Here is a 19,611-nt window from a genome sequence, read left to right as displayed (position 1 = left end):
CACGAAACAGTCGTTGAGACCGACCGTGTGGCGACCCGGTGAAAACAACTCGCACGCATTCACAGGAGCTGTATTCACGATGAACTCTACTTCTCGGCATCCGGCCAGAAGGTCCCGGTTGACGGCGGTCCTCACGGCCACCGCGCTGGGCCTGGGCGCCCTCGCCGCAACCCCCTCGGCGGCCTTCGCCCACGAGGGACACGACCACGGGACCGACCCCGTCGTCACCGATCCCGGTGGCGACCACGGCGATCCCACCGATCCCGGAACCGCCGACCCGGGCGACACCGGCGAAGACGGCGGCGCCCTCGACTGGAGCAACTACGAGCGCGTCCTGCTCACGAAGAACGTGGGCGAACCGATCGACCTCGCGGTGCTCCCCGACAAGCGGGTGCTCCACACCGCCCGCAACGGCGACGTGCGTCTGACCGACCCGGCCACGGGCGTCACGCGCGTCACCAACACCCTCGACGTCTACGCCAACTCCGAGGACGGCCTGCAGACGGTCGCCCTCGACCCCGACTTCGAGAACAACAACTGGGTCTACCTCGTGTACTCGCCGCGTGACGCCGACGGCGACGGCGTGGCCGACACCCCCACCGGCAACGCCCCCAACACCCTCCCCGCCGGCGCGGACGAGTCGTACTGGGACCAGTGGGTGGGCGTGAACCGCCTCGCCCGCTTCCAGTGGACGGGCGACCAGCTCGACCTCTCCACCGAGCAGGCCATCCTCGACGTCGAGGTGCAGCGCGGGCAGTGCTGCCACGTGGGCGCTGACATCGGCTTCGACGCCGACGGCAACCTCTACCTGAGCACGGGCGACAACACCCCGGCATCCACCCCGGGCGCCAACGGCTTCGCGCCCAACAACGACGCCCCCGGCTACAACCCTGGCTTCGACGCTCGCCGCAGCGCCGGCAACACCAACGACCTGCGCGGCAAGATCCTGCGCATCCACGTCGAGGACGACGGCACGTACACGATCCCCGAGGGCAACCTCTTCGCCCCCGGCACCGAGCTCACCCGCCCGGAGATCTTCGTGATGGGCGTGCGCAACCCCTTCCGCATCGAGGTCGACGCCGAGACCAACTCGCTGTCGTGGGGCGACTACGGCCCCGACGCCACCAAGGCCGTCGCCGAGACCGCGGGCCGCGGCCCCATGGGCCTGGTGGAATGGAACGCCGTCAGCCTCGACGAGCCGCAGAACGCCGGCTGGCCCTACGCGCACGCCGACAACCAGGCGTACAACGACTGGGACTTCGCCACCGCCACCCCCGGCGCGTTCTTCGACCCGCAGAACCTGAAGAACGAGTCGCGCTGGAACAGCGGTCTCACCGACCTGCCGCCCGCGCAGCCCGCCACCCTCTGGTACGGCGACAACCCCGGCGACCAGCCGCGGGACGAGCTGGTCAACTTCGGTACGGGTGTGGGGCAGGGCCCCATGGGCGGACCGGTCTACCACTACGACGAGTCCAACCCCTCGACCACCAAGCTCCCCCGCCACTGGGACGGCAAGGCGTTCATGGGCGAGTTCTCGCAGGATTACATCGCCGCGTTCACGCTCGACTGGGAGACTCTCGAAGTCAGCGAGATCGAGGACTTCCTGCCCAACTCGGCGCTGACGGCTCTCGCGCAGCCGCCGCACGACAACCCGATGGACATGGAGATCGGGCCCGACGGGTCGATGTACGTGCTCGACTACGGTGACGGCTTCTTCCGTGCGAACCCGGATGCCGGCCTCTACCGCATCGACTACGTCGCGGGCAACAAGTCGCCCCAGGCGCGCTTCACCGCAACGCCCACCTCGTCGTCGCAGGCTCCCCTGACGGTGCAGTTCGACGCCTCGGGTTCGACCGACCCCGACGGCGACGCCCTCACCTACGAGTGGGACTTCGACGGCAACGGCACCTTCGACGCCACCGGCGCCACCGCCTCGTACACCTACACGGAGCTCGGCAACTACACCGCGCGCCTGCGGGTGACCGACGCGGGCGGACGCTTCGGTCTGACCTCGCGCACCATCTCGGTGGGCAACCAGGCACCCGAGGTGACCGTGGAGTTCCCCGGTAACGGTGCGTTCTTCGACTGGGGTCAGGCCATCCCGTTCAAGGTGACGACCCAGGATGCCGAGGACGGCACCGCCACGGACTGCGCCCGCGTCAGCTGGACCTACGGTCTCGGCCACGACGAGCACGCCCACCCCGAAGTCTCGGGCACCGGCTGCACGGGCGTCTTCCGCACCGACCCGAACTCGCCCGAGCACGGCCCCGGTGCCCTGCTGTACGGCGCGGTCGTGGTCACCTACACCGACCGCGGCGCCAACGGCCTCCCGGCCGCGACGGGTGAGGCGACCGTTCGCCTGAACCCGAAGGAGCAGCAGGCCGAGCACGCCATCCGCCGCCAGGGCGTGACGGTGTACGCCGACGAGGACGCCTCCGGCGGCAACGCCATCCGCGGCCTCGGCCAGGGCGACTTCCTCGCCTACGACCCCGTCAACTTCGCGGGCATCGACGGTGCGATCGTGCGGGCCACCGGTGCGGGCGAGGTCCAGCTGCGCTGGGGCGCCGCCGACGCCGCGCCCTTCGCCACGGCGAAGATCCCGGGCGGCAGCGGGTGGAAGGACGTGGAGATCTCGTTCGACGCCCCCGAGGGCACCGGCGCGCTCTATGTCACCTCGAGCGACGAGCTCGCGGTCGACTCGCTGAAGATGGTCGGCGACGGCGTGGGCGACGTGACGCCTCCCACGGTCGCGCACACCCTCGCCCCGGCCACCCCCACGGGCGTCGGCGGCGTGTTCAACGAGCCGGTGCGTTTCTCGGTGCAGGCCGCCGACAACGGCACGCTCGCCAGCGTCCAGTACTCGCGCGACAACGGTGCGACCTGGACGACCCTCGCCGCCAACCAGCAGTACGGCGTGACGTTCGACCAGAACGGCACGTACGACCTCCGCTACCGCGCCACCGACACCGGCGGCAACGTGTCGGAGCTGGGTTCGGTGTCGTTCACGATCGACCTCGACGCTCCCAACGAGCCGACGGTCGACACGCGGACGATGGTCACGCTCGCCTCCCCGCGCGTCACCTACGGCGCCCCCGGCGACGTGACGGTGTCGGTGCGCGGCGAAGGCGGCGCACCCTCGGGCGAGGTCGTGCTGACGGTCGGTGAGGACGAGATCGCCCGCGGAACGCTGGACGCCGACGGCAACGCCGTCATCGCCCTCCCCGCGGACCTGCCGGTCGGCACGCACACCCTGCGAGCCACCTACGGCGCCGACGAGACGTTCAAGACGTCGGCCGGTATCGCCCGCCTCACCGTGTCGCAGGCTCGCTCGACGACCACGGTCGCCGTGTCGCCCACGCCGGTCAAGCCCGCCGTGGCCGCCACCGCCACGGTCCAGGTGGTTTCTTCGACGGGCATCGTCCCGACCGGGGATGCCACGGTGACCATCCGCCCGCAACAACGCGGTCGTCGCCACCCTCACCGGAACGCTCGGCGCAGACGGCACCGTCCAGGTGACCCTGCCCAAGCTCAGCACGGTGGGCGCCTACCAGGTGCAGGCCTCCTACAACGGATCCGCCGGCATCGCGAAGAGCAGCGGCAGCACCAGCCTGACCGTCCAGAAGTAACACCCCGGTGGGGGTCGCCGCGCGCGGCCCCCACCACCCCCTCGGCCGTCCCGGCACCGGGGCGGACCCACCTCGAAGGAGAGTCATGAGTCACCACCACGACCACGCGCACCCCACGGTGCCGGATCGGCCCATGAGCCGGCGCACGCTGCTCAAGGCCCTGGCCGCCTCGTCGGTCGCCGTCGGCATCGGCGCCGCCGCCATGCCCGCCGCAGCGTCCGCTTCCACCGCTGTCGGTGCCCGCGCCGCGGCCGCCGCTGCGCCGGTCAGCGCCGGCAAGCGCCTGGTGCCGGTCAACCGCATCGGCATCCAGCTGTTCACCGTCCGCGATAAGGTCAGCTCCCTGGGCTTCCGCGCCGTGTTCGAAGAGCTCGCCCGCATCGGCTACTCGGAGATCGAGTTCGCCGGATACACGCAGGGCAACGTCGGCGCGATCACCCCGCAGGAGATCCGTCAGCTGCTCGACGACAACGGGCTTCGCGCCGCGGGCTCGCACGTCAACCTGAACCCGGGCAACATCGACCAGCAGCTGGAGATCGCCCACATCCTCGGCACCCCGCACCTCGGCCAGGGCGGCGCCATCGCGCAAGGCATCACCTCGACGGCGTGGCGCACCGCGGCACAGACGTGGAACGGCATGGGCGAGAAGGCGAAGGCCGCGGGCATCAAGCTCTACGCCCACAACCACGCGGGCGAATTCGCGATCACGTCCGACACGCAGGAGCGTATCTACGACCTGCTGTGGGACGAGTTCGACCGAGAGCTCGTCTTCTTCGAGATGGACGTCTACTGGGCGCACGTCGGAAAGCACCTCTACCCCGGTTTCGAGCCGATCGATTACATCAAGCGCGACCCGAGACGCTTCCCCATCCTTCACCTCAAGGACGGCAAGCTGAACCCGAACGTCGCCAACGGCTACGAGATCGTCGAGTTCGGCGCCGGGAACATCGACTACACGGCGTTCCTGTCGCAGCTGCGCGACCGCGGACAGCGGTACGGGATGTACGAGCAGGACAACGCCTCCACCGTGCCGATCAACCCCGGCAACTCGCTGGCCAACGCCGACCGCAGCTACGACAACATCGCGGCCCTGCGCGGCTGAGCGACGAGGAAGATCACATGAAGAAGATCATCAAACTCACCACCGTCGGCCTCCTCGTCATCGGGGGCAGCGTCGTCGCCGTCCCGGCGTACGCGGCCGACCTGACCTGCACCGGCGACCTGGGCAGCCAGACCGTCTCAGGCAACCTCCTGGTTCCCAGCGGCGCGGACTGCGTCCTCGGAGGCGCCACCGTCGAGGGCGACATCGTCGTCGAGGAAGGCGGATGGCTGGATGCCACCTCCGTCACCGTCACGGGGAACGTCATCGCCACCGACGCCTACGGGGTGTCGCTCGACGGCACCAGCGTCGAGGGCGACATCAGCGCCTACTCGGCCGACACCACGGTGGGCTTCCTCTACGTCAACGACCTGCGGGTCGGAGGCTCGGTCGAAGCCGGCGGCATCGACGTCGAGGTCGTCGACAGCGCGATCACCGGCTCGCTGCTGACGCAGCAGGCGAACTACGTCGACGTCGTGCGCACCTCGGTCGGCGGCGACGTGTCGATCGACCGCTCCGGCTGGGGCGTGTCGATGACCGGCGCGGTCGTCCAGGGCGATGTGACCGTGAGCGGCAGCTCGCGCGACGTGCTCATCGGCGCCACCGCCGACGGCGGCAGCGACGCCTTCGCCAACACCGTCGGCGGCAACCTGTCGCTCACGGGCAACTCGGCCAACCTGCGCGTGGCCAACACCACCGTGTACGGCGCCCTGGCGCTCGATGCGAACACCCCCGGCGCCGTCTTCGGCGCGGGCGTGCGGGCGGGATCCACGACGGGCGACTACACCGGCGAGGCGCCGACCGCGCCGCCGACCGGCGACCAGTCGATCGCCGTGACCGTGCCCGAGCAGGGTTCGGGCGAGCTCACCTGGTCGATCGAGGGCACGTCGCGCCTCGTCGACCTCGGCGTGGCCGAGCAGGAGCTCGACCACTTCCACGCCGAGGGCGAGATCATCCCGATCCGCATCCAGGACACCCGCGCCGGCAACCCCGGATGGTCGCTGACCGCTCAGGTGTCGGACTTCACCGCCGGTGGCGAGCAGGTGTCGAGCAAGTACCTCGGCTGGACGCCCGAAGTGCTCGAGAACGCGGGCGACGCGATCGCCGGTGCTCCCGTTCCCTCGGGCTTCGACGAGGGCGAGGGCCTGTCGGTCGCTCGCACGCTCGCTTCGGCGAACGAGGGCCACGCCCGCGGCAGCTCCCTCGTGGGCGCCGACCTGGATCTCAAGCTCCCGCTCGAGACCCCCCGCGGCACCTACACCGCGACCGTGACGCTGACCGCCCTCAGCTGATCCCCTCCCGCCGGGGTCGCGCTCGCCTCGAGTGCGGCCCCGGCGGACCCCCTCCTCACGAACGAAAGCCACGCCCATGTCCCAGGCGACCACCCTCCCCCGTCTTCTCCTCTCCTCCTTCGCCGCCCTGGCTCTGCTGCTGGGCACCCCCGTCGCCGCCTCCGCGGCCGGCGCCCCCTCCGCCGCCCTCGCGGCCGCCGCTCCTTCCGCCGACACCACGGTGACGTGGAGCGTCAGACCCGCCGACACCGCGCAGGGGCGCGACCGGCCCAACTACGCCTACGACCTGCCCCCCGGCGGTACGGTCGGCGACGCCCTCTACGTGGCCAACCGCAGCCCCACGCCGATCACGCTCACCGTGTACGCGGCCGACGGCTTCCTCACCGAAGACGGTGCCCTCGACATCCTCGCCGGCGGCGTGGCATCCACCGATCTCGGCAGCTGGGTCCAGGTCGAGACCACCGAGGTCACCCTCGACAGCGGCGCCAGCGCCGAGGTGCCCTTCACCATCGCCGTGCCCGCCGACGCGTCTCCGGGCGACTACGCCGCGGGAGTCGTGGCATCCATGCTCGTCACCGCCGAGAACGGCACGATCACCGAGCGGCGCCTCGGCTCGCGCGTGCACCTGCGGGTGCAGGGCGACCTCGCGCCCGCACTGACCGTGAACGACGTGACCGTCGACTACCACGGCACCGCGAACCCCGTCGAAGCGGGATCGGCGACCGTCACCTACACCCTGACCAACACCGGCAACACGCGCTTGGATCCCACGGTCGACGTCGCCCTCGGCGGTCCGTTCGGTCTGGCTAGCGTGAGCGCCGCCGACGACGCGCCCGAGCTGCTGCCCGGGAGCAGCCTGCAGCGCACGGTCGAGGTGGCATCCGTCGTCCCGCTGGGTCTGCTGTCGGCCGATGTGACCGCGACCTCGCAGGTCGGTCTCGCGCACCCTCGCCGGCGCGGAGCCGTCGAGCCTCGACCCGCTGACGTCGACCGGGTCGGCCGCCACGGCCGCGATGCCGTGGACCGCGCTGGCGATCCTCGCCGTGCTCGCCGCATTCGTCGCCTGGCGCATCGTCGCCGCCCGCCGCCGTAAGGCCGCCCACGCCCGGGAGCTCGCCGGCGCGGTGGCCGCGGCCCGCGCCGAGTCCGCGCCGGCGACCGAAGCGGAGCCGGTGCCCGCGGGTGGCGTGGTCACCGACTCCCCCGACACCGCGACGCGCGCTTCGCGCCGCGACCCCTGAGACCCGCTCGCGGCGCGGAGAGGGACACTCCGCGCCGTGAGCGACCCATCACGCCCGTCGTGCTGCGGCACGGCGGGCGTTTCGCGTGCTCGCGCCTCCATCCGCCGCTTCGCGCACAACTCCTGCAAAACATCACCACGGCAGCCGTGAACCGGCCGCCCGCACGAGAACGGCAGGAGCCCTGCACCCGCGGGGCGGCGCCGCCCCCACCAGGACTCAACGCAGCAACCGCGCGACCGGCGCAGCCCTCACTCGCAGGAAACCCGGCGCCCCGCCCGCCGCTTCGCGCACAACTCCTGCAATCTGTCACCGCAGCCGCCGCGCACCGGCCGCCCGCATCGGATCCGCAGGAGTCGTGCGCCCGTGGAGCGACACAGGCCCACCCGGACACAACGCGGGAACCCGGCGACTGACGCTGTCCTCACCCACAGGAAACTCGGCGCCCCGCCCGCCGCTCCGCGCACAACTCCTGCAAACTGTCACCGCAGCCGCCGCGCGCCAGCCGCCCGCACCAGAACTGCAGGAGCCGTGCACCACGCGGTGCAGTACAGCGCACGGCCCCGCCACGAGAACCGCAGGAGCCCCGCACGCGCACGGCGGCGCAGCCGGACGGCACGGCGGCGCGGCGGCACGGCGGCGCAGCCGGACGGCACGGCGGCACAGCCCCACGGCACGGCGGCAGAACCCCGCCGCACCGCGGGAACAGCGAAGCCGCACCCCGCGCGGCGACCTGCGGTCAGGCGCGCAGGAACGCGGCGTTCAGCGATTCGGGCGCGAGCGCGTGCTCGACGGCCAGCATGCTCGCGCCGATGACGGCGGCGTTCTCGGCCGCGGCCGACTGCACGATCGAGAGGTACTCGGTGGCCAGCGGCGTGGAGCGGGTGTAGACGACCTCGCGCACGCCCGCGATGAGGTGCTCGCCGACGCGGGCCATCGACCCGCCGATGGCGATGACCGACGGATTCATCAGGCTCACGCACGTCGTGAGCACTTCGCCGATGTCACGGCCCGCTTGACGCACCGCCTGGATGGCGTCGATGTTGCCGCGCTTGACGAGGTCGACCACGTCGGAGCCGGTGTGCGCCTCGATCCCCTGCGCGCGCAGGGCGCGGGCGATGGCGGGACCGGATGCCAGGGCCTCGAGGCATCCGCGATTGCCGCACTGGCACGGGATGTCCGCACCGCGCGCGACCTGCACGTGACCGATGTCGCCCGCGATCCCCTGGGCGCCGCGCTGCAGACGACCGTCGGAGATGAGGCCCGTGCCGATACCGGTCGCCACCTTGACGAACATGAAGTGCTCCACGGCCGGCCAGGCGACGCTGCGCTCACCCAGCGCCATGATGTTGACGTCGTTGTCGACGAGCACCGGCGCGGGGATGTGGCGGTTGATCCAGCCGGGGATGTCGAAGCGGTCCCACCCGGGCATGATCGGGGGGTTCACCGGCTGCCCGGTCGAGTGCTCCACCGGGCCGGGCACTCCGATGCCCATCGCCGCGACGTCGGAGACCGATCGTCCGGATTCGGTGAGCAGAAGGGATGCCGTTTCGACGAGCCACGTGAGCACGGGCTCGGGCCCGAGCGCGATGTCGATCTCGCCGTGCCGCTCGGAGAGCACCTTGCCGGTCAGGTCGGCGATGGCCACCGTGCCGTGGGAGGCGCCGAGGTCGACGGCGACGACGACCTTCGCCGCGGGGTTGATCGCGAACTGCGACGGCGGGCGTCCGCCGGTGGAGACGGCGTCGGCGACGGGGGTGATGAGGCCCATGCGCATCAGCTCGTCGACGCGCACGGCGACGGTGGACCGTGCCAGTCCCGTCGACTTCGCCAGCTCCGCGCGTGTGCGCGGGACCCCGTCTCGCAGCAGCTGGAACAACTGGCTCACGCCGTTGACCGACTGCACGGAATCTGTCGTCATCCTCTTCACGCCCTCAGTACACCACTAGTTGCCATGTGTTCGATTCACATGCCGAAGGCGGCTACGCAGATAACGCAGCCGCCCGCGACATAAGGTCTGTCAGCCCCGTCCGGGAGGACGGGAGAAGCGCTGCTGCAGAAGCACCGCGACCACGATGATGACACCCTTCGCCACCGCCTGGACCGAAGAAGAGAGATTGTTCTGGATGAAGACGTTCGTCAGCGTCGCGAAGATCAGCACGCCGAACACCGTGCCGGTGATCGTGCCGCGACCACCGATGAGCAGGGTTCCTCCCACGACGACCGCCGCGATGGCATCCAGTTCGTAGAGCTGGCCGTGCGTCGAGGTGCCCGCGGTGGTGCGGCCCAGGATCATGACGGCGGCGATGCCGGCGCACAAGCCGGTGATGGCGTACAGCCACATGGTGTGGCGCCGCACGTCGATGCCGGCCAGGCGTGCGGCCTCGCGGTTGCCGCCGACGGCGACGGTGCGCCGGCCGAAGGTGGTGCGGTTCAGCAGCACCCAGCCGAAGGCCGCGACGATGGCGAAGATCCAGATGAGGATGTCGACGCCGAGGAAGTCGGAGTTCATGAAGGTGATGAAGCCGCGGTCCTGCACGACGAGCGTGCGGCGTTCGGCCAGGATCTCGGCGAGACCGCGCGCACCGACCAGCATCGCCAGGGTCGCCATGAACGCGACGACGTTGCCGTAGGCGATGACGATGCCGTTGATCAGACCCGCACCGACGCCGACGGCGAGCGCGATGAGGATCATCACGCTCCAGTGGAGGTTGTCGGCGAGGTCCTGCACCGCGGCGAGGGTGGCCACCACCGAGGCCAGACCCATGACGGAGCCGACCGAGAGGTCGATGCCGCCGGCGATGATGACGAGCGTCATGCCGATGCTGATCACACCGATGATCGAGGCCTGTCGCAGGATCACGAGCAGGTTGTCGACGCTGGCGAACGACGTGGGAGCCGTGACGGCGCCGACGACGACGATCACCAGCAGCGCGACGATGAGGCCGATGTTGCGCCCGGCGGAGCCGGAGAGGAGGCGTCGCCAGGTCGGGGCGGGTGCGGGAGCGGCGACGGCGCCGGTCTCGACGGGAGCCGTGCGCACACGGGTCGGGGTGGTCGGCTCGCTCACGCGGCGGATCCTTTCATGACGAGATCGAGCACGCCGTGCTCGTCGATCTGATGGGAGGGGAGGGTGCTCAGGATGCGGCCGTCGGCGACGACGAGGACGACGTCGGCGAGGCCGAGTACCTCCTCGATCTCGCTCGAGACCACCACGACGGCATTGCCGGCGGCGGCGAGGTCGCGGATGAGGGCGTAGATCTCGGCGCGGGCGCCGACGTCGACGCCGCGGGTGGGTTCGTCGAGCAGCAGCACGTTGGTGCCGTGCACGAGCCAGCGGGCGAGCAGGATCTTCTGCTGGTTGCCGCCCGAGAGGGTGCGCGCGGGACGGTCGGGGTCGGCCGGGCGCAGCTCGAACGCGTCGATCTGCTCGCGGGCGACCTTTCGGGCCGCGCGGTCGTCGAGGAAGCCGCCCTTGGCGAAGCGCTTCATCGAGGCGAGGGCGATGTTGATGAAGATGGGCTCGTCGAGCACGAGGCCCTGGCTCTTGCGCTCTTCGGGGGAGAGGCCGATGCCGGCGTGGACGGCGGCGCGCACCGACCCGCGGGGCAGGGTCTTCTCGCGCACGCGCACGGTGCCGGCGCTGGCGCGGCGGGCTCCGTAGACGGTCTCGAGGATCTCGGAACGTCCCGAGCCGACGAGACCGGCGAGGCCCACGACCTCACCCGCGCGCACCGAGAACGACACGTCGCTGAAGACGCCGTTGAGCGCCAGGTCCTGCACGTCGAGGACGACGGGGGCGTCGGATGCCACGGGCTCGCGCACGGGGAAGACGTTGGCGACCTCGCGACCGGTCATCAGACGGATCAGCTCGGCCTTGGGGGTGTCGGCGGCGGAGAGTCCGACCGCGGTGGTGCGGCCGTCCTTCAGCACGGTGATGCGGTCGCCGATCTCGCGGATCTCCTCGAGACGGTGGGTGATGTAGACCACGGCGATGCCGGCGGCCGTGAGCTCGCGAACGACCGCGAAGAGGTTCTTGACCTCTTCGGTGTCGAGGACGGCGGAGGGCTCGTCCATGATGATGAGCTTGATGTCGTGCGACAGGGCGCGCGCCATGCTCACGATCTGCTTGTTGGCGGCGCTCAGCGAACCGACCTCGGTGTGCGGTGACAGCGACGAGTGTCCGAGACGCCGCAGGCGAGCTCCCGCGTCTGGCGCGCGGCCTCGGCGCGGTTGGTGAACCCACCGCGAGCCAGTTCGTGCCCGAGGAAGATGTTCTCGGCGATCGTCAGACCGTCGACGACATCGAGCTCCTGATACATGGTGGCGATGCCGAGGTCGATGGCGGCATCCGGGTCGACGATCTCGACGTTCTCGCCGAGCCACACGATCTCGCCCTCGTCAGGGCGATGGACGCCGGCGAGCGTCTTGATCAGCGTCGACTTCCCCGCACCGTTCTGGCCGAGGACGCAATGCACCTCGCCGGCCACGATGTCGAGGTCGACGCCGCGCAGAGCCCGGACGCCGGCGAAGGACTTCGTCACACCTCGGACGCTGAGTAATGACGGCTGATGGTCAACTTTGATCACTCGGCGAACATAACACGCTGCACATCGGTCGCGCGACCCCGAAAACGCCGAAGCATGCCGCCTCGTGCGCGCGCGGGCGGGGGCGTCTTTCCGCGCCCCGACCGGCCTCTCCGAAGCGCTTCGCTTACTTATGCAGCTGGAAAAACAAAAGTTGCTTGTTTGATCGACACTTCTGCTAGCGTGGGGATCGTCAAAGTGGACCCTTCCTTCCGGAACGAACCCGGGGCCGCGATGACCCCAGCTGCATCACATTCAAGGAGGAAACCCATGCGCTCACAGTGGAAGTCGCGTTCCCGACTGGTTCTGACCGGTATCGCCGTCGTCGCCTCGGTCGGTCTGCTGGCCGGCTGCACCGGCTCGAACAACGACGCCCAGAACGTCGTCGACCAGGGCACGTCCGCCGAAGAGAACGCCGCGGCCGGCGACACCGTCGTCATCGGCTTCTCCGGCCCCGCCGCCGACCACGGCTGGCTCGGCGCGATCAACTCCGGCGCGCTCGCCGCCGCCGCGAGCTTCTCGGACGTCGAGCTGCGTCAGGCCGAGGGCACCAACGACGTCAACGCGCAGATCGCCGCCGTCGAGACCTTCATCAACGACGGCGTGGATGCCATCGTGCTGCTGCCGAGCGACGGCGCGGCCCTCACCGAGGTGGCCATCAAGGCGATGAACGCCGGCATTCCGGTCATCAACGTCGACCGTGAGTTCTCCAGCCCCTTCGCCGCCCGCTCCACCGTGCTCGGCGACAACTACGGCATGGGCGTCAGCGCCGGCACGTACATCTGCGAGCAGCTCGAGGGCAACAGCAGCGCCGTGGTCGCCGAGATCGCCGGCATCGACTCGCTGCCCCTGACGCAGGACCGCTCCGCCGGCTTCGCCGACGCGCTGTCGGACTGCGGCCTGCAGGTCGGCCCCCGCGTGGCCGCCGACTTCACCGTGCAGGGCGGCGAGGCCTCGACCTCGCAGCTGCTGTCGGCCAACCCGAAGATCGACGCCATCTGGAACCACGACGACGACCAGGGCATCGGCGTGCTCGCCGCCATCACGGCCGCCGGACGCGACGAGTTCTTCATGGTCGGCGGCGCCGGCAGCCGGAACGCGATGGAGACCATCGAAGCCGGCGACAGCCCGCTCCAGGCCACGGTCATCTACCCGTCGACGCAGGCCGCCGACGGCATCGCGCTGGCGCGCCTCATCGCGCAGGGCAAGACCGCGGGCGACCTCATCACCCCGAGCGTCCCCAACCGCATCGTGCTCGACGCGCCCGTCGTCACGCGGGACAACGTCGCCGACTTCATCGATCTCGCCTTCGAGTCCTGATCCGGAACGGGGCGTCCGCCGACGAGGCGGGCGCCCCGTTCCCCGTCCCCCAGAGAAAGATCCCATCGTGACCCAGCCCCTTCGCATCGCCATGATCGGTGCGGGATTCATGGGCGCCGCGCATTCCCAGGGATGGCGCGTCGCACCCCGATTCTTCGACCTCCCCCGCTCCCCCGAGATGAGCGTCCTGGTGGGGCGCGACGCCACTCGCACGCAGCAATGCGCCGACACCTGGGGCTGGGGCGAGAGCGCGACGGACTGGCGCGAGGTCGTCCAGCGTCCCGACGTCGACGTCGTCGACATCGTCACCCCCGGTGACACGCACGCCGAGATCGCCATCGCCGCCCTCGCGGCCGGCAAGCACGTGCTGTGCGAGAAGCCCCTGGCCAACACCGTCGACGAAGCGCGGCGCATGGCGGATGCCGCAGCGGCCGCCGCCGAGAACGGCATCCGGTCCATGGTGGGCTTCACCTACCGGCGCCTTCCCGCCACCACGTTCGCCCGCGATCTCATCGCCGCCGGCCGTCTCGGCGACATCCGCCAGGTGCGCGCGGAGTACCTGCAGGACTGGCTCAGCGACGCCGAAGCGCCCCTGACATGGCGCCTGCAGAAAGACCGCGCCGGTTCCGGCGCCCTCGGCGACATCGGGGCCCACGCCGTCGACATCACCGAGTACATGACCGGTCAGCGCGTCACCCGCGTCGCGGGCGTGCTGGAGACCATCGTCGCCGAGCGCCCCGTGCTGGCGTCGTCGTCGGGCCTGTCGGGCTCGGCGGGGACCGAGCGCGGCGCCGTGACCGTCGACGACCTCGCCCTGTTCACGGGACGCCTCGAATCCGGTGCCCTCGCCTCGTTCGAGGCCTCCCGCTTCCGCCTGGGCCGTAAGAACGGCCTGCGCGTCGAGATCGCCGGATCGCTCGGCTCCCTGTCGTTCGACCTCGAGAGTCCGAACGAACTCCACCTCTACGACGCGACCCTGCCCGACACGGAGCACGGCTTCCGCCGGATCCTGGTGACCGAGCCCGGCCATCCGTATGCCGGCGCCTGGTGGCCCACCGGTCACATGCTGGGCTACGAGCACGGCTTCTCGCACCAGGCGAAGGACTTCGTCGAAGCGGTCGCCGCGGACATCGACCCCCGACCCTCGTTCGCCGACGGCCTGCACGTGCAGGAGGTGCTGGATGCCGTGGCGCGCAGCTCCGCGGCCGACGGCGTCTGGACCGGTGTCGAGGCGGCGCCCGCCGTCGCTTCCGTCGACCGCGTGCTCGCGGCATCCTGAATCCATCCCCGTCGAAAGGACGTCCGCGATGACGCGACCCATCACCCTGTTCACCGGCCAGTGGGCCGACCTGCCCTTCGAAGAGGTCGCGCGCCTCGCCGGGGAATGGGGCTACGACGGGCTCGAGATCGCCTGCTGGGGCGACCACCTCGACCCGTGGCGCTGGGACGACGACGCCTACGTGCAAGGCAAGCTCGACGTGCTCGAGCGCAACGGCCTGAAGGTCTGGACCATCTCCAACCACCTGAAGGGCCAGGCCGTCTGCGACGACCCCATCGACCAGCGCCACCGCGACATCGTCTCGGACCGGGTGTGGGGCGACGGCGACCCCGAGGGCGTGCGCCGGCGCGCCGCCGAAGAGCTGAAGAACACCGCGCGCCTGGCATCCAAGCTGGGGGTGAAGACCGTCACCGGCTTCACCGGGTCGAGCATCTGGAAGTACGTCGCGATGTTCCCGCCCGCCACCGAGGAGATGGTGGATGCCGGGTACCGGGACTTCGCCGACCGGTGGAACCCGATCCTCGACGTCTTCGACGAGGTCGGTGTGCGCTTCGCCCACGAGGTGCACCCCTCGGAGATCGCGTACGACTACTGGACGACGAAGCGCGCGCTCGAGGCCATCGGGCACCGCGAGGCGTTCGGGCTGAACTGGGACCCGTCGCACATGGTGTGGCAGGACATCGACCCGGTCGCGTTCCTGTGGGACTTCCAGGACAAGATCTTCCACGTGCACTGCAAGGACACGAAGAAGCGTCTCGGCAACGGCCGCAACGGCCGCCTGTCGTCGCACCTGCCCTGGGCCGATCCGCGCCGCGGCTGGGACTTCATCTCCACCGGACACGGCGACGTGCCCTGGGAAGACGCGTTCCGCATGCTCAACGCGATCGGCTACGACGGTCCGCTGTCGGTCGAGTGGGAGGATGCCGGTATGGACCGTCTGGTCGGAGCGCCCGAGGCGCTCGGATTCGTGCGGAAGCTGTCGGCGTACGAGCCCTCGGGCGCGGCGTTCGACGCGGCGTTCAGCACGCGCTGAACACCGGGGGGCTGCGGAAGCGAGCCGCGGAAGGGCCGGGTGCGTGGGGCATCCGGCCCTTCTGTCTGCCCGGGCTCCGCGCGGGATTCGCCCCGGTTCTGCCCGGCTTGCGCCCGGGTCCCGCCCCGGTTCCGCACGACTCCTGCGGGTGCAGTCGTGAGCGGGTTCGGGGGTACCGACATCAGTGATGTGCAGGAGTTGTGCAGGCGGCCCGCGGCGCATGCGCGTGAGCGGTCCCCCGGCGCTTTGGGTGGGCGGGGCGGGCCTACGCGGCGGTTCGCCGTCGCCGCGGCGTGGGCGGCGTCACCAGAACAGGGGATGCCACGAGAACAGGCCGTTCTGGCGACGATCAGCCTGTATCCGTGGCATCCCCTGTTCTCGACGCACGCCCGGCGCGCGTCAGCTGCCCGGCCTGCCCGGCACGGCTCAGACGCCCAGCCCGCGCAGTACGAGGTCGCGCACGCCCGCGGCGGGCAGCGCCTCGACGTCGGGGAGCAGCCCGGGGTCGCTCGTCACGATCATCGGCGCGTCCTGACGCGACGACGGCAGGCGACCGTGGGTGCCCCGCACGCAACGGGGATCCAGCGGCACCGTGCTCATGGCGTACCGCAGGCCCAGCTTCTTCTTGACCAGGTTGACGCCGGCTTTCGCCTTGGCCAGGCGGTCGGCCGGATCGAAGAACAGCTCGGCGGGGTCGTAGCCGGGCTTGCGGTGGATGTCGACGCCCCGGGCGTACTCGGGTGCACGAGCGTCGTCGAGCCAGAAGTAGTAGGTGAACCACGCGCCCGGCTCGGCCACGACGACCAGATCGCCAGAACGCTCGTGGTCGAGCCCGTAGCGGGCCTGCGCCTCGCGGTCGAGCACCTCGTCGACGCCCTCGAGCCCCCGCAGCAGCGCGGCGACTCGCGCGAGGTCGGCGGCATCCGGAACGTAGACGTGGGCCACCTGATGGTCGGCGACGGCGAAGGCGCGCGAGGTCCACGGGTCGAGCTGCTCGCGGCCGTCCTGCACGTACACCTCGAGCAATCCCGCCCGCCGGAGCGCGCGGTTGACGTCGACGGGGCGCGAGGCCTGCTCGATGCCGTACTCCGACACCGCGACGACCGTGTAGCCGCGGTCGGCGGCGTCGTCGAGCAGCGGCGCGATGGTGTCGTCGAGCTCGCGGGCGGCGCGATCGGCCTCGGCGCCGTTCGGTCCGAAGCGCTGCAGGTCGTAGTCGAGGTGCGGCAGGTACGCCATCGCCAGGTCGGGCGCGGATCCCCACCGTTCGGTGATGATGCCACGGGTCGCCTCGGTCAGCCACGCGCTGCTTCGGATCGTCGCCGTCGGCCCCCAGTACTGGAACAGCGGGAACTCCCCCAGCGCGCCGACGAGCTGATCGTGCAGGGCCGCCGGGCGCACGTACGCGTCGGGGCTCTTGCGCCCGTCGGCGTGATAGATCGGCCGGGGCGTCACGGTGACGTCGGTGGTCGCGCCCATCGCGAACCACCAGCCGAGGTTCGCCGTGCGCAGCTCGGGACGGGAGCGGCGGGCGGTCTCCCACACCTTCTCTCCCGCGACGAGCTTGTTGTGCTGGCGCCACAGCAGCGGGTCGCCGAGCCCGCGGAAGTACCAACCGTTGCCGACGATGCCGTGTTCGCGGGGGGCGAGACCGGTGAGCATGGTCGACTGCACGCTGCACGTCACGGCGGGAAGGATCGTGTCGAGCCCCACCTGACCGCCGAGGCGACCGAGCGCGCTCAACCGCGGCATCGCCGCGAGCGCCCGCGGGGTGAGCCCCACGATGTCGAGGAGAAGGACCTTGCTCATGTGCGGCTCCCGCCGTCGATTCCGGATGCCGGAGACCCGGCGATGTCGCTCGCGTGCGGCGACCGCGCGGAGGGACCGGATGCGGCGACCCCGGCGAGCTCGCGGCCGCGCGGGGGTGCCGCCGCGGTGGGAGCCCCAACCGCGGGTAGGGGCACCGCCCCCGTGGCATCCCGGTCCTCAGACGCGGGCGCCGCCGGCGCGGCATCGCGGTCCTCAGGCGCGGGCACCGCCGGCGTGGCATCCCGATCCTCGGGCGCGGGCGCCGCCGGCGCGGCATCCGGAGCCGAGTCGGTCAGCGCGTGCGGCAGATGCTCGCGCACCCAGCGGAGCTCGGCGGCGATGCCGTCCGCGAGGGTGTCGGGCTGCAGCGATGCGGGCAGCACCGACCACGTGTACGTCTCCACGTCGAGGTGCGCATCGGCCCCGCCGGGAGCGGCGAGCACCGCGTCGACGGCCGCGCGCAGCACCTCGGTCGTCGCGCGCAGCGGAGCGGCGGGCCGGGCGTGGAGCGGAATGTGAACGTGCACCCGCCACGCCTGATCGCCGGGCCACGGCTCGTCCGCGTCGAGCAGCTCGGGCAGGTCGTCGGCGGCGTGCGTGCCGCCGGCGCTGCGCACCTGGTGCACGTAGCGCTCCTCGGCGAAGGGGCGCAGCGCGTCGAGGGCGCCGGGGGCTTCGGGGTCGGGCACCTCGAGCGCGACGGAGGCCTGCACCTTGACGACCCGCACGCCCGCGGCGGTCGCGGCCGCGACGACGGCGGCCGGATCGGCGAACGACACCGCGAGGTGGCAGGTGTCGAGGCACAGCCCGAGCCGTCCGTCGGCGATGAGCGCCGGGCGCGCGCCCAGCCACGCCACGACGTCGGCGACGTCGTCGAGGATGCACCCCGGTTCGGGCTCGATCGCCACCCGCACGGTACGTCCGGTCTCGCGCTCGATGGCGGCGAGGCCCTCGACCAGGCGTCCGAGGTTCTGCTCCGCGGCGCGGGAGGCCGCGGCATCCCACCCATCACGCCACCCCAGCGGCAGCGTCGAGATGCTGCCCTCGGCGCCGTCGGGCAACAGCGCTGCCAGCGCCCGTGCGCAGTCGAGCGTGTACGCGAGGCGCGCGGGCGTCGTCCAGTCGGGACGGTAGACCGCGAGCTTGACGACGTCGTCGTGGAACCCGCGGTACGGGAAGGCGTTCACCGTGCGCAGCTCGAGACCGTTGCGCTCGAGGGCGTCGGCGAGCGCCGCGCGGGCCCGCGGGTCGTCGGCGAGGGTGGATGCCACGTCCACCGGCATCCACAGTCCGACGCCGAGGCGGTCGAGGCCCGCCGCCCGGCGCACGGGGCCGGCGTGCTCGTCGAGCTGGCGGACGATACCGGGGAGGTCTTCGGCGGGGTGGACGTTGGTGCAATAAGAGAGGTGCATCAGACGCCCTGGGGCGCGGGGCTCTCGGCCGCGGCCGCCGGGCCGCGCGACGCCATACCACGCAGCACCGAGTTGCCCTCGAACAGCTCGGGCCCCTGGCTCGCCGGGGTGAAGCCCTCGATCGGGTCGGTGTTCACCCGGCCGCTCTGCGCGTAGAAGTCGCGGGGGTTGCGCCACAGGATGCGATCGACGTCGTCGTCGGTGAAACCGGCGTCGAGCATCGCGAGACCCGTCTTGGCCGTCTTCAGCGGGTCGGAGCGGCCCCAGTCGGCGGCGGAGTTGACGATCACGCGGTCGAGGCCGATGCGCTGCATGATCGCGACCACGCGCTGCTCGTCCATCTTGGTGTCGGGGTAGATCGAGAAGCCCATCCACGCTCCGCTGTCGGCGACGGCGTCGACGCACGTCTCGTTGAGGTGGTCGACCAGCACATGCTCCATCGGGATGCCGGACTCGCGCACCACGTCGAGCGTGCGCTGCGTGCCGACGGCCTTGTCGCGGTGCGGGGTGTGCACGAGCACGGGCAGCGCGAACTCGATGCCGAGGGCGAGGTGCTGGCGGAGGATCTCGTCCTCCTCCGGTGTCATCGAGTCGTAGCCGGTCTCCCCGACCGCGACGACCCCGTCTTTGGCGAGGTAGTGCGGCAGCTCGGGCATGACCTCGCGACAGCGGGGATCGTTCGCTTCTTTCGGGTTCAGCGCGATCGTGCAGTGATGACGGATGCCGAACTGCGCCGCGCGGAACCTCTCCCACCCGATCAGGGTGTCGAAGTAGTCCAGGAACGACCCCACGCTCGTGCGGGGCTGCCCGAGCCAGAACGCCGGCTCGACGAGGGCGCGGACGCCGGCGTCGTACATGGCCTCGTAGTCGTCGGTGGTGCGCGCCGTCATGTGGATGTGGGGATCGAAGATGCGCAT

At 71.1% G+C, this 19,611-nt stretch carries 13 protein-coding genes and 1 pseudogene; 8 read left to right on the top strand and 6 right to left on the bottom strand.

The annotated features are described in order from the left end of the window. Positions 1-118 precede the first annotated feature (118 nt). The 5 genes from QE410_RS01965 (at position 119) to QE410_RS01945 (ending at position 7,258) form a co-directional block, all read left to right on the top strand. Positions 119-3,715: a PQQ-dependent sugar dehydrogenase gene (locus tag QE410_RS01965; RefSeq protein WP_307327197.1), complete on the top strand. Its 3,597-nt coding sequence runs from the start codon at positions 119-121 to the stop codon at positions 3,713-3,715. Beyond that, on the top strand, positions 3,712-4,728 hold the full coding sequence (locus tag QE410_RS01960) for a sugar phosphate isomerase/epimerase (RefSeq protein ID WP_307327195.1): 1,017 nt from the start codon (positions 3,712-3,714) through the stop codon (positions 4,726-4,728). The genes QE410_RS01965 and QE410_RS01960 overlap by 4 nt, the downstream gene beginning before the upstream one ends. Positions 4,729-4,745: 17 nt before the next feature. Next, positions 4,746-6,017: a hypothetical protein gene (locus tag QE410_RS01955; protein WP_307327193.1), complete on the top strand. Its 1,272-nt coding sequence runs from the start codon at positions 4,746-4,748 to the stop codon at positions 6,015-6,017. Positions 6,018-6,093: 76 nt separating this feature from the next. After that, positions 6,094-7,110: a DUF916 domain-containing protein gene (locus tag QE410_RS01950; RefSeq protein WP_307327190.1), complete on the top strand. Its 1,017-nt coding sequence runs from the start codon at positions 6,094-6,096 to the stop codon at positions 7,108-7,110. Beyond that, entirely contained in the window at positions 7,061-7,258 is a 198-nt protein-coding gene (locus QE410_RS01945) for a hypothetical protein (RefSeq protein WP_307327188.1), read from the top strand. Before QE410_RS01950 ends, QE410_RS01945 begins: the two co-directional genes overlap by 50 nt. Before the next feature lie 736 nt (positions 7,259-7,994). Here the strand turns inward: QE410_RS01945 and QE410_RS01940 are convergent. From QE410_RS01940 to QE410_RS01930, 3 genes and pseudogenes are all read right to left on the bottom strand, one after another. Further along, complete coding sequence (locus QE410_RS01940; RefSeq protein ID WP_307327186.1) at positions 7,995-9,176, bottom strand: ROK family transcriptional regulator; 1,182 nt, start codon at positions 9,174-9,176, stop codon at positions 7,995-7,997. Between the two features lie 99 nt (positions 9,177-9,275). Then, a complete protein-coding gene (locus tag QE410_RS01935) occupies positions 9,276-10,325 on the bottom strand; it encodes an ABC transporter permease (protein WP_373459313.1) in 1,050 nt (349 codons plus the stop codon). Continuing rightward, positions 10,322-11,799, bottom strand: a pseudogene (locus QE410_RS01930) (sugar ABC transporter ATP-binding protein). The gene QE410_RS01935 and the pseudogene QE410_RS01930 overlap by 4 nt, the downstream one beginning before the upstream one ends. Positions 11,800-12,111: 312 nt before the next feature. On the opposite strand from QE410_RS01930, the gene QE410_RS01925 reads away from it, so the two are divergent. The 3 genes from QE410_RS01925 (at position 12,112) to QE410_RS01915 (ending at position 15,473) form a co-directional block, all read left to right on the top strand. Then, entirely contained in the window at positions 12,112-13,161 is a 1,050-nt protein-coding gene (locus QE410_RS01925; RefSeq protein WP_307327185.1) for a substrate-binding domain-containing protein, read from the top strand. A gap of 91 nt (positions 13,162-13,252) precedes the next feature. Further along, a complete protein-coding gene (locus QE410_RS01920; protein WP_307334296.1) occupies positions 13,253-14,440 on the top strand; it encodes a Gfo/Idh/MocA family protein in 1,188 nt (395 codons plus the stop codon). A 28-nt stretch (positions 14,441-14,468) separates the two neighbouring features. Further along, positions 14,469-15,473, top strand: a complete 1,005-nt coding sequence (locus QE410_RS01915; RefSeq protein ID WP_307327183.1) for a sugar phosphate isomerase/epimerase — start codon at positions 14,469-14,471, stop codon at positions 15,471-15,473. A 426-nt stretch (positions 15,474-15,899) separates the two neighbouring features. Here the strand turns inward: QE410_RS01915 and QE410_RS01910 are convergent, their stop codons facing one another. Genes QE410_RS01910 through QE410_RS01900 form a run of 3 tightly spaced genes read right to left on the bottom strand, consistent with a single transcriptional unit; the run spans position 15,900 to position 19,611 of the window. Then, the gene (locus QE410_RS01910; protein WP_307327181.1) at positions 15,900-17,282 is read right to left on the bottom strand and encodes a nucleotide pyrophosphatase/phosphodiesterase family protein; all 1,383 of its coding nucleotides are present in this window, start codon (positions 17,280-17,282) and stop codon (positions 15,900-15,902) included. Further along, the gene (eboE, locus tag QE410_RS01905; RefSeq protein ID WP_307327179.1) at positions 17,279-18,694 is read right to left on the bottom strand and encodes a metabolite traffic protein EboE; all 1,416 of its coding nucleotides are present in this window, start codon (positions 18,692-18,694) and stop codon (positions 17,279-17,281) included. The genes QE410_RS01910 and eboE overlap by 4 nt, the downstream gene beginning before the upstream one ends. Further along, positions 18,694-19,611 (bottom strand): TatD family hydrolase, encoded by a 918-nt coding sequence (locus QE410_RS01900; RefSeq protein WP_307327178.1) that lies wholly within the window; start codon positions 19,609-19,611, stop codon positions 18,694-18,696. The genes eboE and QE410_RS01900 overlap by 1 nt, the downstream gene beginning before the upstream one ends.

Source organism: Microbacterium sp. SORGH_AS_1204, assembly GCF_030818935.1.
Lineage (GTDB): Bacteria > Actinomycetota > Actinomycetes > Actinomycetales > Microbacteriaceae > Microbacterium.
The sequence above is the reverse complement of the archived record's forward strand: the minus strand, read 5'-3'. Positions and strand labels throughout refer to the sequence as shown.

Coding starts and splice junctions, on each gene's coding strand:
- QE410_RS01960 (WP_307327195.1), top strand. CDS start 3,712: ATGAGTCACCACCACGACCACGCGCACCCCACGGTGCCGGATCGGCCC.
- QE410_RS01955 (WP_307327193.1), top strand. CDS start 4,746: ATGAAGAAGATCATCAAACTCACCACCGTCGGCCTCCTCGTCATCGGG.
- QE410_RS01950 (WP_307327190.1), top strand. CDS start 6,094: ATGTCCCAGGCGACCACCCTCCCCCGTCTTCTCCTCTCCTCCTTCGCC.
- QE410_RS01940 (WP_307327186.1), bottom strand. CDS start 9,176: ATGACGACAGATTCCGTGCAGTCGGTCAACGGCGTGAGCCAGTTGTTC.
- QE410_RS01925 (WP_307327185.1), top strand. CDS start 12,112: ATGCGCTCACAGTGGAAGTCGCGTTCCCGACTGGTTCTGACCGGTATC.
- QE410_RS01920 (WP_307334296.1), top strand. CDS start 13,253: ATGATCGGTGCGGGATTCATGGGCGCCGCGCATTCCCAGGGATGGCGC.
- QE410_RS01915 (WP_307327183.1), top strand. CDS start 14,469: ATGACGCGACCCATCACCCTGTTCACCGGCCAGTGGGCCGACCTGCCC.
- QE410_RS01910 (WP_307327181.1), bottom strand. CDS start 17,282: ATGAGCAAGGTCCTTCTCCTCGACATCGTGGGGCTCACCCCGCGGGCG.
- eboE (WP_307327179.1), bottom strand. CDS start 18,694: ATGCACCTCTCTTATTGCACCAACGTCCACCCCGCCGAAGACCTCCCC.
- QE410_RS01900 (WP_307327178.1), bottom strand. CDS start 19,611: ATGCGCATCTTCGATCCCCACATCCACATGACGGCGCGCACCACCGAC.